Source organism: Janthinobacterium salmonicoloratum, assembly GCF_051380845.1.
Taxonomy (GTDB): Bacteria; Pseudomonadota; Gammaproteobacteria; order Burkholderiales; family Burkholderiaceae_D; genus Janthinobacterium; species Janthinobacterium lividum_F.
The window spans coordinates 384,726-397,364 of the sequence record NZ_JBNYXV010000004.1 but is presented as its reverse complement, the minus strand read 5'-3'; the positions used below and the strand labels follow the sequence as shown (position 1 = coordinate 397,364).

Here is a 12,639-nt window from a genome sequence, read left to right as displayed (position 1 = left end):
TGTTTGCCGAGATCAATGCCGATGAGCGTAACGGTTTCCATGATGGCCTCCTTCAGAAATGAAAACACCCTACAAGTTTAGTAACTTATAGGGTGGAGGGTGACCATCTCATTAAGCCCGTGATTCCACGAGCTCCTTTGTGATTTCATACTGAAGCGGCCAACTTCTGCCACTGTAATCCGCGAATGTGCCCTAACCAGTCAAAACCGCCGAAACAATCGACCGGCGAAGCACAGTCCTCTCGGCATCGATGCCGCGCTGTGAAAACGCCTGCGGCAACGCGACATCATCCGCAGCAGTGTTGCCTGGCGAAGCCGTTTCCTTTACCAGCATGTTGGCGCTATTCTCGACCTCGAAGTACTCGTCCCAATGCACTGGAACTTGATGGGAGCGGCCATCTCCGCCTCTCACCGAGACGTAATGGGTTCGCGCGACGCTTCGGAAGCCGCTGGCCGTTACCTGCACTTTCTGCGATCCGTCGGTCTCTTGTTGCATGGAGGTCTTCAGGATACTTCGCGTGACGCACTCGGGATGCTTGAACATCGCCTCGCCGTGGTAATTGGCAATCGCTTCATGCTCCCAGAAACAGGGTTTGTGCGAATAAGTGTCTTTATAGATGTCCGAGTGCGGTCGATGCTGTTGGTACAATGGGATGGCAAGCAGCGGGGCGATCCCAAAGTAGAACGACTTGAAGAAATCGTTGTGATAGGCGTTGAAAAACATGCGGGCCTGGGCGAGTTCGTAGGCAAAAAATTTCTCCGGGGCGCCGCTGATATCGGTAGCGCGCATATGTCCCGATTCCAGGACGTTGATCATGCGGGTTTTTTCGAATACGAACGTGTCGCCAAAACCTGTTTGACTATCCTTGAGCAGCTTGAGCATTTCCTGTTGCGCCAACGGCGTGAACAACAGCCGGAACTGTACTTCATGGTTGCGGTCCGTGGCATCGAACAAGGCGTCGAATTCGCGGTTGGCCATCACCGTAAAAGTATGCCCCTCGTCGACATCGCGGGACTTTTCTTCCAGCTTCTTGATGGCGCGATTCTTCCGCCATTTGTCGAGGAAGCCGTCCTCCAGGCGGGAGAGTTTTGACGGGTGGCGGCTGAACACGAGATCCGGCGCCGCTTCGTTGCCGTAGACGATAAACGTCTGGTTTTCGTACTCGGGCATCGGACGCTCGATCGATGCCCGCAGAGTTTCGTGGCGGGTTCTGGTTTCCGATTTGCCTTGCGAATTGCGGTACTGTTCCGTCCAGCTGATAGCCAGCGAGCCATGGTATATCTTGCTGCCCATCGAGTGTGACAAGGTGCGTGCAAGAATGAATGGGTTGCCGTTCAGTACGCCGCTGTGCGAGAACTCGATCGAGTGGTCCTCACCAAGATTGCCATACCAGCCAAAGCTGTTGCGCAGCTCTTCCATGCGGCCGTTGCTGAAATACGGGTCGAATGCGATGCGAGGCACTGTTTGTTGCATCAGCTTCGCCACGATATCCCAGTCGTACAGGCGGTTCAGCGGCACCATCTGGCCCCAGGCCACGGCACGCTTTTCGTCGCAGGCTTCCTGCAGCCGCTTTAACTGCGCGTCGGAATCATTGATGATGCGGTTGAGCGTATGAATCGCAACGGCAAGCGCAATCGCCGGGACCATGAGCCATGGCCATGCGTGATAGGCGTAGATATAGAGTGCCGCCAGTAGCGCGGCCACGATGCTGGCGCCGCGCAGGATACGCCACCATTTGTTGCTGGAACCGGCGCTCGCGGCCTGCTTTTCGAGCACGCGTAGTTCCTGCACCGTCGTGATGTTGGCGTTCTCGTCCACGCCGGACTGGCGCACGAGGTCTTCGAAAAAGTCTGACGTATTGCTGGCGTGAGCATTTTTGAAATGGAAAGAATACTGCTCCAATGGTTCATGGACGTCGTTGATCAAAAGAAGACGCTCCGGGCGGCAGCCTTGGTTTCGGCGGAGGCAGTGAAAGGAATGCGCGTGGTATAGCCTTGCCGCGCCGCAACGATCTGCTTGGTCGGCCAGGCAAAGACGTCCTGGTTCCACATGCCGACGGTATCGTTATACAGCGTGCGCGCGGCGGTCACTTCCTTTTGCAGATAACTGTTCTGGCGCATGGCATCGGCGATGACGGCTTGTGCCTTCAGATCCGGATAGGCTTCGCACGCCAGGCTGATGCGGGAAAAAATCCCGTCGATTTTCTGGGATGCCTGATTGCGTTCGGCATCGGCGTTCTGTCCGCTCCGGTAAGCCGCTACCGACTTCATCACGTCCTTGTCGAGGTCGATCGCTTTTGCGACCAGGCCAACCACGTTGTTCAGGACGACGACGCGCTGTTCCAGGTAATTGTCGATCTGTGAAGCATCGGCCTGGATTTTCTGCTGCAGCTTGCGCAGATACGCCAGGGCGGCGATCTTCATGAACAGGAAGACCAGGCCAGGCAGTGCCCCCAGCACCAGGAGTGCCAAGCTGTACGTTTGCGGCAACGCACCGGTCAGCAGCGCCAAGCCTCCGATCAGCGGAAGGACCGCCCACAGGGCGATTTCAAATATTAGCGACCCGGTGCCGACTTGGACGGAAATCTGCTTGCTGATGACGTTGATGTCGCGCCCCTGCTCATTTATCGGGCCAGTTACTTCGTCCAAATCATTTGCCATGCTTGAAAATCCTTTGTATTGAGTGTTTTTTTATTGAGCGTTTCTCGCTCGGTTGCAAATTATTTCGCTTTAGCTTTTTAAGTGCGGGAGCGAAATGTCGATGTATTGTGTAAATTTCCCAAAATTATTTTTTTTGTCATCATATCTTGAAGGACGAGACTCAATCAAGAGCGGCCAAGCCGATATTTCATGTGAAGTTTTGGGAAAAATCTTGGATACTTTCCGGTGCGGCGACTTTCAGCCAGCCGCTTGCATAAACCCGGCAGCAGGGAGGCGGGGCACTGGATAACGTACACCCGCTTCCAGCCGGCCATAGCGTCCCAATAAATTCCTTCTTGGCCGGTAGGCAATCCCCGCCCTCCACCGTATCTTCGGCTGCGCCAGACTAGACTTTGCGTAGAAATAAATGATCAAGAATTTTTTAAGGCTTTGCAATCGGCAAATAGAGGAAATGCAGGAAGGGGCTGAAATGCAGCGGTGAAGTAACACTGTCGAGCTGGATGAACGACAGTATTAATTAATTTTTACGAATTTAAATACAGGAATGCCAGCACGGCCGGGTAGAACGATATCGAAATCGATTGCCGTTAGCATCGGCGCTATCGATTCGCGATATGCCTATGAAGCATTAACATCTATAAGCAAGCGGGATTGCCGTTCGGTTAACGAAAAAAGCCCGCCGAAGCGGGCTCTCTCACTTTACAGTCAAGCCAAAATCTCAGAACTGATTCATGGTGTTGTCTTTACCAGCCGCCTTCAGTGCAGCTTCGCCGCTGAAGTAATCTTTGTGGTCGTCGCCGATGTCGGAACCGGACATGTTTTGATGTTTCACGCAGGCGATGCCCTGGCGGATTTCCTTGCGCTGCACGCCGGCTACGTAGCCCAGCATGCCTTGGTCACCGAAGTATTCCTTGGCCAGGTTGTCGGTCGACAAGGCGGCCGTGTGGTAGGTCGGCAGGGTGATCAGGTGGTGGAAGATGCCGGCTTCGCGGGCCGAGTCGGCCTGGAAGGTGCGGATTTTCTCGTCGGCTGTGATCGCCAGTTCCGTCTGATCGTATTCCACGCTCATCAGCTGGGCGCGTTCGTAGGCGGCCACGTCCTTGCCGTCGGCCTTCATGATGTCATACACCTGCTGGCGGAAGTTCAGGGTCCAGTTGAACGATGGGCTATTGTTGTACACCAGCTTGGCGTTCGGGATGACCTTGCGGATTTCGCTGACCATGCCGCCGATTTGCGCGATATGCGGTTTTTCCGTTTCGATCCACAGCAGGTCGGCACCGTTTTGCAGCGAGGTGATGCAGTCGAGCACGCAACGCTCTTCGCCGGTACCGGCGCGGAACTGGAACAGGTTGCTCGGCAGGCGTTTTGGACGCAGCAGCTTGCCTTCGCGCTTGATGATGACATCGCCATTGCCCAGTGCATCGGCCGACACTTCTTCGCAGTCGAGGAAGGAGTTGTATTGGTCGCCCAGGTCGCCTGGTTCATTGGTGACGGCGATTTGCTTGGTCAGGCCGGCGCCCAGCGAATCGGTGCGGGCGACGATGATGCCGTCGTCCACGCCCAGTTCCAGGAAAGCGTAGCGGATGGCGCGGATCTTGGCCAGGAAGTCTTCGTGCGGCACCGTGACTTTACCGTCCTGGTGGCCGCATTGTTTCTCGTCGGATACCTGGTTTTCGATCTGGATGCAGCAGGCACCCGCTTCGATGAACTGTTTCGCCAGCAAGTAGGTCGCTTCGGCATTGCCGAAACCGGCGTCGATGTCGGCGATGATGGGCACGACGTGGGTGACGTGGCCGTCGATCTTGGCCTGGATCGCTTGTTTCTCAGCGCCTTGGGCCGCGTCCAACTGGCGGAACAGGCCGCCCAGTTCGCGTGCATCGGCCTGGCGCAGGAAGGTGTACAGCTCGCGTATCAAGCTGGTGACGGCGGTTTTCTCATGCATCGACTGGTCTGGCAGCGGGCCGAACTCGGAGCGCAGGGCGGCGACCATCCAGCCGGACAGGTAGAGGTAGCGGCGGTCGGTGCTGTTGAAGTGCTTCTTGATCGAGATCATCTTCTGTTGACCGATGAAACCATGCCAGCAACCGAGCGACTGGGTGTATTTGGATGGGTCCGCATCGTAGGCAGCCATGTCGTTGCGCATGATCTTGGCCGTGTAGCGGGCGATGTCCAGGCCGGTCTTGAACTTGTTCTGGGCGCGCATGCGGGCGGCGGACTCGGGATTGATGGCGTTCCATGCGCTACCTTGTTGCTCTTTCAAACCGGCAACAGCCTTGATGTCGTCTTGATATTGGGACATGTGTATCTCCTAAAGAAAAACTAAGTTTGAGAAAATCGTCGAGTGCGCCGCTTTGTCGATGCGAACTGCATGACTAAATAGTAGGCCGATTGGCGTCGATGTTCAAGTCTTATATAAGACATATAACTTAAATTTAATCCTTGTTTTTCAACGGCTTAATTATAATTTTTCAGGATGTGGAATGAATTTTCAAAAAGTGAGAGCACTCATGGCTGAGTCTCTTGTTTGAAATTCCGCGATGTGAAACGCTTTTTCAGAATTTGGTGCAGCGCGACAAATCCGGGCGAAAAAAATGCCACCCGAAGATGGCGTAGAGGTAAATTTGTTTTAATATCATGCTCCGCTTGTGAAAGGTAACGTCAACGATGCAGATGAACGGAATGAATTTACCCACCGAGTATGTTGCTTTTGCAGCAAGGTACCTGGATGCGGAAGGATTCTGCAATTTGGGATTGAAGGAAGAGCTCGATTCTTTCGGTAACGTCTTGCAGACGGAATTGGCTCACATCTATACGGATGCCGTCGAATTGACTGCCCAGACAGCGAAGCTTGGGGCGTGTTTCGTAGGCGATGGCTGCTATGGGGAGCCTGGAAGTATCAGTGCTGAGTCCGGAGCCACGCCGGACATCATTGATTTTACAGAAATCATTTGTTTCGGCATGGCCGGTGACGGCAGTCCATTCTGTCTCGATTACAGGGGCGCCCGGAGCGCGCCCTCTGTCATCTTATGGGACGATGATTACTGGCGAAAGATTTCAAACTCCTTTGAAGACTTCTTATTGCTTTTTTCTTGATCTGCTTGCGGCGCAGCTGCTGCAGCGCACGAAGTCACCCCCGCGCGCTGCGCGAATCTAGCGTCCCACGGTCTGCCGCTGGTCCTTGATGAACAGCGCCGTTAGCATGCCCACCATGCACACGCCGATCACGTAATAGGCGGGGCCCAGCACGTTGTTCTTCAGCATCAGGGTCACGACCACGGGCGTCAGGCCGCCGAATATCGCGTACGACAAGTTGTAGGAAAACGACAGTCCCGAGAAGCGCACCTGAGCGGGAAACGCTTGCACCAGCACGTAAGGCACGGCGCCGACGACGCCGACGAACAGGCCCGTCATGGCGTACAGGGGCAGCAGCAGGTCGGGGCGGCTGCCGACCGTGGTGTAGAAGATATACGTGGAAATGGCCAGCAGCACGGAACCGACGAAGATCACGCGCTTGCCGCCCAGGCGGTCGGCCAGCATGCCGGCGATGATGCAGCCGAAAGCCAGGCAGAGGGTCGCCACGGTATTGGCCACCAGGGTGGTGCGCGGCGCGATGTGGTGGATTTTTTGCAGCAGGGCAGGCGTCATCAAAATGACGACGACGATGCCGGCCGACAGCATCCAGGTCAGCAGCATCGACACGAAGACGGCGCCCCGGTGGCTGCGCAGCACGGATTTCAATGGCATTTCCGTCGCCAGGGCCTTGCGCTGCTGCATTTCCGCGAAGACGGGGGTTTCATGCAGCCAGCGGCGCAAATACATGGCGCCAAAACCGAAGATGCCACCCAGCAAGAACGGATAGCGCCAGGCGCCATCGGTGATTTCCGCCGGCGTGTAAACGGTGTTCAAGCCCGTCGCTACCAGCGAACCGAGCAGAATACCGACAGTCAGGCCAGCCGTCAGCACGCCGCAGGCAAAGCCCGTAAAACGGCTGGGTACGTGTTCGGACACAAACACCCAAGCGCCCGGCACTTCGCCGCCCACGGCCGCGCCCTGGAATACGCGCATCAGGAGCAGCAGCAGCGGGGCGGCCAGGCCGATGGTGGCATACGTGGGCAGCAGGCCGATCAGCAAGGTCGGCACGGCCATCATCAGGATGGACAGGGTGAACATGCGCTTGCGGCCGAGCAAGTCACCGAAGTGGGCCATGACGATGCCGCCCAGCGGACGCACCACGTAGCCGGCGGCGAAGATGCCGAAGGTTTGCAGCAAACGCAGCCATTCCGGCATTTCCGGCGGGAAGAACAGCTGGCCGATGGCGTTGGCGAAGAAGACGAAGATGATGAAATCGTAGAACTCCAGCGCGCCGCCCAGGGCGGCCAGCGACAGGGTCTTATAGTCTTGTTGGGTGAGGGGACGGCTTGCGGCGTTGATTGCGGCGGTGTTGGAAGTAGGCATGTGTCTCGTTCTTGTGTGTTATCGGAGATTGCCAGACCTAGCATACGCATTTCCGCCGCGTGAGTAAACGCGTGGGGATGGGCAGTCGCCTCAGCTGTGCTTAATACAACGCCGCTATCATCAGCGTTGACTTCATTGGAAAGGACACAGTATGCACATCATGATCGTGGGTGCGAGCCGCGGCCTGGGCCGCGCGCTGGTGGACGGTTTGCTCGCTGACGGACATGCCGTCATCGGCGTATCGCGCCAGCAACCTGCCGACGTGCCCGCTGGCCAGGGCACGCAGCTGCAATGGATCGCGGCGGACCTGGCAGCACCCGCCGAGGCCGTCGAACGCATTGCGCGTGTAGCGCCCGCCGCACTGGACGCGGTGATCTACAACCTGGGCGTGTGGGAAGAAAAGGCGTTCAGCGACGAGTACGCTTTCCTCGGCGATACGGACGACACCATCGTCGACATGGTCAATACCAACATCACGGCGACCATCCTGTTGCTCAAGCGCCTGGTGCCCCGCTTGCTGGCCAGCAGCAAGCCGCAGCTGATACTCACGGGGTCGACGTCCGGGCTGCGCCAGAGCGGCCGCCCGGAAGTGACGTTCAGCGCCTCGAAATTCGCCCTGAACGGCATCGCCGATGCCTTGCGTGAAGGCTTCCGTGCGCAGGGACTGGCCGTGACGGCGCTGCAACTGGGCTATCTGAATACCTACGATGGCTTGTCCGTACCGCTGGCGGACGCCGCCGCGCGGGGCGAGGGCGAGCTGATCCCTGTGCATGACGTCGTTGCCGTCGTGCGCATGTTGCTGAACCTGTCGAATGCCTCGTTCGTGCGCGAGCTGGTGCTGCCGGCGCTGCGCGACGAGCGTTTCTAGGTTATTTCCAGTCTTTATGCATTTTCTCCGTAGAGCTCGGACCAGCCGAGACGCTCTTCCAGCCACTCATCCGCTTCGGAGGAGTCCATCTGCAGCAGCAAGGCGCCCAGCCGCAGCTTGCCCTTGGCAAGGGCCAGCACGGCGAACACGGATTCCAGCATGACGGGGTCAAGCTGGCCCTGCAAGTCGCGTGCGGCGATGGCGGGCAGTTGCGCCCAGGCATCATGGTAGCTGTCGGCCAGCCAGTCTGGCAGGGGCGGATTGTGCCGGCGGTGGCGTTCCAGTTCGATCAGGGCGATGAGCGCATAAAAATCTTCCTCGCGCGAGTCGGCGCCGCCCAGCATGTGGACGAGCTGGGGCACGGCCGCATACGAGGCGACGCCCACGTCGCCCTGGTGGTGCAGCTCTTCCCACAGCTCATGCCAGACGTCTTCGCCCGCCTGCATGGCCTTGAGCGCTTCTGCCACGTCGTAGGGCATGCGGTAGCCGCCTTCCAGGGTGGGCCAGATGGGATCGTCGAGTGATATCAGCATGGGTTTCCTTGATGGGACAGCTCGGCTGAGCAAACGCGCACTATACAAGCACCCGGCGCACGCAGCGCGCATAGCCGTCGAACTCGCGCAAAGTCTGATAGGCGACGCCCGTGTCAAAGTCCTTGCACCAGGCTTCGTCCTCGATGTCGCCCGGCTCGCTTGACCAGTGCCAGTTGGGCCGGAATGCATCTTTCAATGTCGCATACAGCAAGGTTTGCTCGCGCCGGCTGGGCAGGCTGTGACCGAGGCTGGCGGCCCAGTTTGATACGGCTTGCCACGAGTTGTACTCCTGCTCGAACTTGTCCGGCTGCAGTAGCAGATGGTAGTCGGGCGCGCCATCCTTGCCGAGAATCAGGCCGGCATAGCGCTCGCCCTGCCGCAAGGGAACGGGTGCGGCCGCCGATGGCGCCAATTCGACCCGGCGCACGGCGCAGGCGCGGCCGCTGTAGGTCTTGCGAAAGTTGTATTGGGTGCCGTTATCGAAATCGTGGCTCCAGGCCAGGCGGGGCAGGATGGCGTCCGCTTCCGACGACCAGTACCAGGCATCCGGGAAGGCGTCGCGCAAGTTGGCGTGCAGCAAGGCCAGTTCGCTGCGCGTGGGGAGGCAGGCGCTGCGCGCCGCGGCCCAGTCGAGCGCGGCTTGCCAGGGCAGGGCGCCGCCTTCGCCGGGCAGCAGGAACAGCTGGTAGCTGGGGGCGCCAGCGTGGCCAGGCATGATGCCTGCGTAGCGTTCGCTGGCAATGGCGCCCAGCACGCCAGGGCAATGCTCGAACCAGCCACCGTCTTCTTCCTCGGCAATAAAGGCCGCGATCAGCGCCTGAGGCGCGGGCGGCGCGCCGGCCAGCAGGGAGTTGAAGCAGGTGATGGTCGAGGCGTGGGGCGTACCGGCGCCATTGGCGATACCGACGAGAAACTCGCCCGCCCAGTCGGGCAAGGTGGCGATCAGGCGCGGCAGTTCATGCAGCAGTGCCATGCAATACGCCGTCTCGCCGTAGCGCCAGGCGGCGCGGTTGGCTATCTGATAGGCGCCGTAATCGTGTTCGGCTTGCACGGATTGAAAGATGGCCAGCGCGTATTGCGCGCCTTCCTTGCCCGTCAGCGTATCGAGCATGGCGCAGTAGCGCTGGAAGCGCCGCTGGGCTTCATCGGGCGCTGTGGTGCTGTCGCCATCCTGAACGATGTTGCCCACGATAAGCAGTTCGGTTTTCCAGAGTTCAAAGGCTGTTGGCATCGGTGTGACTGGCGGGAGTGACGAAGGGCATTATTATGCCGCGCCAGCCGTGTTTTAGCGTGCCGCTTGAACATGCTACAGTCCGCCATTGCCGCCAGCCTGGCGCGGCTATGCCTGGATCAATGACTGATGCCCACCTGGACTTCCCCGCCACAACTCGTCGCCCTAGCCGCCTTTTATGCGCAGGCGCAAGCCCATCCGGAAACGCTCAGTGATGCTGTCTTCCTGGAAAATGTGAAAAACGCCCATTGGCCCACCAATTGCTGGAATTATGTGGAAGCATCGTTCGCCATCACCGCGCCTGCCTGCCTGCTGCGTCCGCATTTGACCGCTGAGCTGATCGCCTTGCCCATCGACGCCATGATCGCGGGTGGCCTGGAAGATGCGGGGCAAGTCATCGCGATCGGCCTGGCGTGCGCCACGCGCGACGCGCCGTATGTGGAGGTGAGCGAGGCGGGCAAGCGCTGGCTGACGCAGGTGTGGCCGACTTTGGGCGAGATGGCCGGGGCGGTGTTCCGGGCCAGGCTGCAAGCGGCGCTGGCCGTTGAAGATTGATGTAAATATAAACTGAAAGGTGTACTCATGATTGCAGGAAATTTCTTCCCTCCCGACTATAAAACTTTTCCTTTCAAGCAAGGAGATCTGCTGCTTTCCCAAGACGAGGGCGGCAAGTTTTCTGTTTCCAAGGTGTTGAAGATAGATACAGTCGAGGTCGGCCGCGGCGAGGCGATTTACATGGGTGGCAAGGACATCGTGGCAACGGAGGACGATCACCTGCTGATCATCGGCTGTGCATACGGTGAATACGAGTTCGGCACGGCCGAGGAGGCGCAGGCCGCTGCGCTTGACGGCAGCTGGACGGTCAGGATAGGCCACGCTCCGAATCGCAGTCCGGGCGCGGCGGAGGGGCAGTCATTGATTGGCCATGAACCTGTTCATGAAAGCGAACTGGAGGGCTACCATCTGTGGAAGGAAGCCTTTGATGCGGGCGAGGCTGGCGTATTCTGATATCGGCGTAGGCTGTTGTGTGGCGGATACTTCTTCTTGACCAAGGAAACTGGTTTACGTTAGGGTATACGTAACTACTTACATATACCCCCCTTAATCATGTCCTCCAACTTGCAAACCTATGGCTCGCTGATGCTGGCCAGCCGACTGCGTCGTCTTTCCGATCAACTGTATGCCGGCGTCGATACCAGCTATCTGGCGGCCGGCGTCGAGTTGACGTCGCGCTGTTTCCCCTTGTTGCTACTGCTGCGCGACAACGGCCCGACGGCGATCACGGCACTGGCCGCGCAGATCGGCCAGACGCATCCGGTGGTGGTTCAGCTGGGGCGTAAGCTGCTGGACGCCGGTGTGGTGACGGAGATGCCGGACGCCAAGGATGAGCGGCGCCGGCTGCTGGCGCTGTCCGACGCCGGGCACGCCTTGCTGCGCAACATGACGCCCCTATGGGACGATGTGCGCGCGGCTGTCGATGCCGTGTTCGAGCAGGGCACGCCGCAACTGATGGCCAGCCTGGACCGGGCTGAAGCGCGTTTGCAGGCGCAAGGCTTTGGCGAAACGATCGCCGCCTGCCGGCGCCAGCGCGAGCGGGCCGCCGTGGAGATCATCGATTACGCGGCGCCCTACGCGGCAGATTTCAAGCGCCTGAATATCGAATGGCTGGAACGGTACTTTTATGTCGAGGCGCTGGACGACAAGGTGCTGTCCGATCCGCAACGTTCCATCCTCGACGACGGCGGGCAGATTTTCCTCGCGCGCCTGGACGGCAAGATCGTCGGCACTTGCGCCCTGATTCGCGCCGGCGACGCCAGCATCGAGCTGTCGAAGATGGCCGTCACGCCCGAATGCCAGGGCCTGGGCATCGCGCGCCGGCTGATCGAACGGGCTTTCGACGCCTTCGAGGCCAGCGGCGCGCAACTGCTATTCCTGGAATCGAACAGCAAACTGGCGCCTGCCATCCGCCTGTATGAAAGCAGCGGCTTTACCCACGTGGCGCGGCCCGCCGGCGACGCCCATTACCAGCGCGCCGACGTCTACATGGAGTGGCAGGGCAGGTAGCGCACGCCAGGGCGCCACGCGGCGCTCCCCATCGGCCGTCTCACGCGTTACAATAGGAGCTTCCAATAACGGAACTATGGTTCCACTATTCAAAGACGCCGACGCCGCATGCCTTCCTTTCCGATGCCCTTCCCGCAGATGATCGTTCCACCGGAGCCCACCCAGGCGCGCAGCAAGCAAGCGTTCGAGCGCCTGCTGCTGGTGGGCGAACAATTGCTGGCGGAAAACCGTTTCGATGAAATCGGCGTGGCCGACCTGGCCCGGCTGGCGGAAACTTCGGTGGGCACGTTTTATCGCTTGCTGGGCGACAAGGACACCCTGAGCCGTTTGCTGCTGCAGCGCTTTTTTTCCGACATGGTGGAAAAGGTAGAGACCCTGACGGAGTTGCGCCAGTGGGAAACGCGCAGCCTGGAAGACTTCATCCGCGCCATGGTAGCCATGTTTGTGGCCGTGAATGGCGGGCGCAGCGGCGTGTTGCGGGCCTTGATCACGCGCGCGTCGCAGGATGCGCAATTTCGCGATAGGGTGCACCAGATCAATCATTTGATCTCGCAACGCACGGTCGCCGTGCTGGCCAGCAAGTCCTCCAGCATCCGCCATCCGAACCCCACGCAGGCGATGATGGTGGTGCCGCCCGTGCTGCTGGGCATCCTGAACCAGCACACCTTGACGGGTTCGCTGTCCTTTTTATCGGGCGCGGCACTGGAAGATGAACTGGTGCGTGTTGCTTTAAATTACCTGACTTAAGATATTTATCGATTTAACTTGAAATCGGAATTCGGATTCCGTATTATGTTTTCCAACAGCAGGAAAACATATTCCTGCACC

The 12,639-nt window shown here is 58.9% G+C and carries 12 protein-coding genes; 6 read left to right on the top strand and 6 right to left on the bottom strand.

The features are described from left to right. Positions 1 to 192: 192 nt before the first annotated feature. The 3 genes from ACQ4WY_RS21410 to ACQ4WY_RS21400 form a co-directional block, all read right to left on the bottom strand. Positions 193 to 1,926, bottom strand: a complete 1,734-nt coding sequence (locus tag ACQ4WY_RS21410) for an MAG1210 family protein (protein ID WP_436505810.1) — start codon at positions 1,924 to 1,926, stop codon at positions 193 to 195. Continuing rightward, the gene (locus tag ACQ4WY_RS21405; protein ID WP_436505809.1) at positions 1,923 to 2,648 is read right to left on the bottom strand and encodes a LemA family protein; all 726 of its coding nucleotides are present in this window, start codon (positions 2,646 to 2,648) and stop codon (positions 1,923 to 1,925) included. The genes ACQ4WY_RS21410 and ACQ4WY_RS21405 overlap by 4 nt, the downstream gene beginning before the upstream one ends. Positions 2,649 to 3,378: 730 nt before the next feature. After that, complete coding sequence (locus ACQ4WY_RS21400; RefSeq protein WP_436505808.1) at positions 3,379 to 4,959, bottom strand: isocitrate lyase; 1,581 nt, start codon at positions 4,957 to 4,959, stop codon at positions 3,379 to 3,381. Positions 4,960 to 5,339: 380 nt separating this feature from the next. Between ACQ4WY_RS21400 and ACQ4WY_RS21395 the strand changes: the two genes are divergently transcribed. Continuing rightward, entirely contained in the window at positions 5,340 to 5,753 is a 414-nt protein-coding gene (locus tag ACQ4WY_RS21395; RefSeq protein WP_436505806.1) for an SMI1/KNR4 family protein, read from the top strand. A 57-nt stretch (positions 5,754 to 5,810) separates the two neighbouring features. Here ACQ4WY_RS21395 and ACQ4WY_RS21390 read toward each other — a convergent pair whose 3' ends face one another. Then, positions 5,811 to 7,115 (bottom strand): MFS transporter, encoded by a 1,305-nt coding sequence (locus ACQ4WY_RS21390; RefSeq protein WP_436505805.1) that lies wholly within the window; start codon positions 7,113 to 7,115, stop codon positions 5,811 to 5,813. A 151-nt stretch (positions 7,116 to 7,266) separates the two neighbouring features. Between ACQ4WY_RS21390 and ACQ4WY_RS21385 the strand changes: the two genes are divergently transcribed. Then, positions 7,267 to 7,983 (top strand): SDR family oxidoreductase, encoded by a 717-nt coding sequence (locus ACQ4WY_RS21385; protein ID WP_436505803.1) that lies wholly within the window; start codon positions 7,267 to 7,269, stop codon positions 7,981 to 7,983. 14 nt (positions 7,984 to 7,997) lie between these two features. Here the strand turns inward: ACQ4WY_RS21385 and ACQ4WY_RS21380 are convergent, their stop codons facing one another. Both ACQ4WY_RS21380 and ACQ4WY_RS21375 read right to left on the bottom strand, forming a co-directional pair. After that, positions 7,998 to 8,516, bottom strand: a complete 519-nt coding sequence (locus tag ACQ4WY_RS21380; RefSeq protein ID WP_436505802.1) for a hypothetical protein — start codon at positions 8,514 to 8,516, stop codon at positions 7,998 to 8,000. 40 nt (positions 8,517 to 8,556) lie between these two features. Next, positions 8,557 to 9,705 (bottom strand): Lcl C-terminal domain-containing protein, encoded by a 1,149-nt coding sequence (locus ACQ4WY_RS21375; RefSeq protein ID WP_436505801.1) that lies wholly within the window; start codon positions 9,703 to 9,705, stop codon positions 8,557 to 8,559. Between the two features lie 171 nt (positions 9,706 to 9,876). On the opposite strand from ACQ4WY_RS21375, the gene ACQ4WY_RS21370 reads away from it, so the two are divergent. From ACQ4WY_RS21370 to ACQ4WY_RS21355, 4 genes are all read left to right on the top strand, one after another. Next, positions 9,877 to 10,302, top strand: coding sequence for a hypothetical protein (locus ACQ4WY_RS21370; RefSeq protein ID WP_436505800.1), 426 nt, complete (start codon positions 9,877 to 9,879; stop codon positions 10,300 to 10,302). A gap of 27 nt (positions 10,303 to 10,329) precedes the next feature. Continuing rightward, the gene (locus tag ACQ4WY_RS21365; protein ID WP_436505798.1) at positions 10,330 to 10,755 is read left to right on the top strand and encodes a hypothetical protein; all 426 of its coding nucleotides are present in this window, start codon (positions 10,330 to 10,332) and stop codon (positions 10,753 to 10,755) included. Positions 10,756 to 10,854: 99 nt separating this feature from the next. After that, positions 10,855 to 11,811: a bifunctional helix-turn-helix transcriptional regulator/GNAT family N-acetyltransferase gene (locus ACQ4WY_RS21360; protein WP_436505797.1), complete on the top strand. Its 957-nt coding sequence runs from the start codon at positions 10,855 to 10,857 to the stop codon at positions 11,809 to 11,811. A 108-nt stretch (positions 11,812 to 11,919) separates the two neighbouring features. Next, entirely contained in the window at positions 11,920 to 12,558 is a 639-nt protein-coding gene (locus ACQ4WY_RS21355) for a TetR/AcrR family transcriptional regulator (RefSeq protein ID WP_436505796.1), read from the top strand. Positions 12,559 to 12,639 lie beyond the last annotated feature (81 nt).

Bases quoted from the DNA above. Each gene is read 5' to 3' on its own strand.
- ACQ4WY_RS21400 (WP_436505808.1), bottom strand. From the start codon at position 4,959: ATGTCCCAATATCAAGACGACATCAAGGCTGTTGCCGGTTTGAAAGAG.
- ACQ4WY_RS21395 (WP_436505806.1), top strand. From the start codon at position 5,340: ATGAATTTACCCACCGAGTATGTTGCTTTTGCAGCAAGGTACCTGGAT.
- ACQ4WY_RS21390 (WP_436505805.1), bottom strand. From the start codon at position 7,115: ATGCCTACTTCCAACACCGCCGCAATCAACGCCGCAAGCCGTCCCCTC.
- ACQ4WY_RS21385 (WP_436505803.1), top strand. From the start codon at position 7,267: ATGCACATCATGATCGTGGGTGCGAGCCGCGGCCTGGGCCGCGCGCTG.
- ACQ4WY_RS21380 (WP_436505802.1), bottom strand. From the start codon at position 8,516: ATGCTGATATCACTCGACGATCCCATCTGGCCCACCCTGGAAGGCGGC.
- ACQ4WY_RS21370 (WP_436505800.1), top strand. From the start codon at position 9,877: ATGCCCACCTGGACTTCCCCGCCACAACTCGTCGCCCTAGCCGCCTTT.
- ACQ4WY_RS21365 (WP_436505798.1), top strand. From the start codon at position 10,330: ATGATTGCAGGAAATTTCTTCCCTCCCGACTATAAAACTTTTCCTTTC.
- ACQ4WY_RS21360 (WP_436505797.1), top strand. From the start codon at position 10,855: ATGTCCTCCAACTTGCAAACCTATGGCTCGCTGATGCTGGCCAGCCGA.
- ACQ4WY_RS21355 (WP_436505796.1), top strand. From the start codon at position 11,920: ATGCCTTCCTTTCCGATGCCCTTCCCGCAGATGATCGTTCCACCGGAG.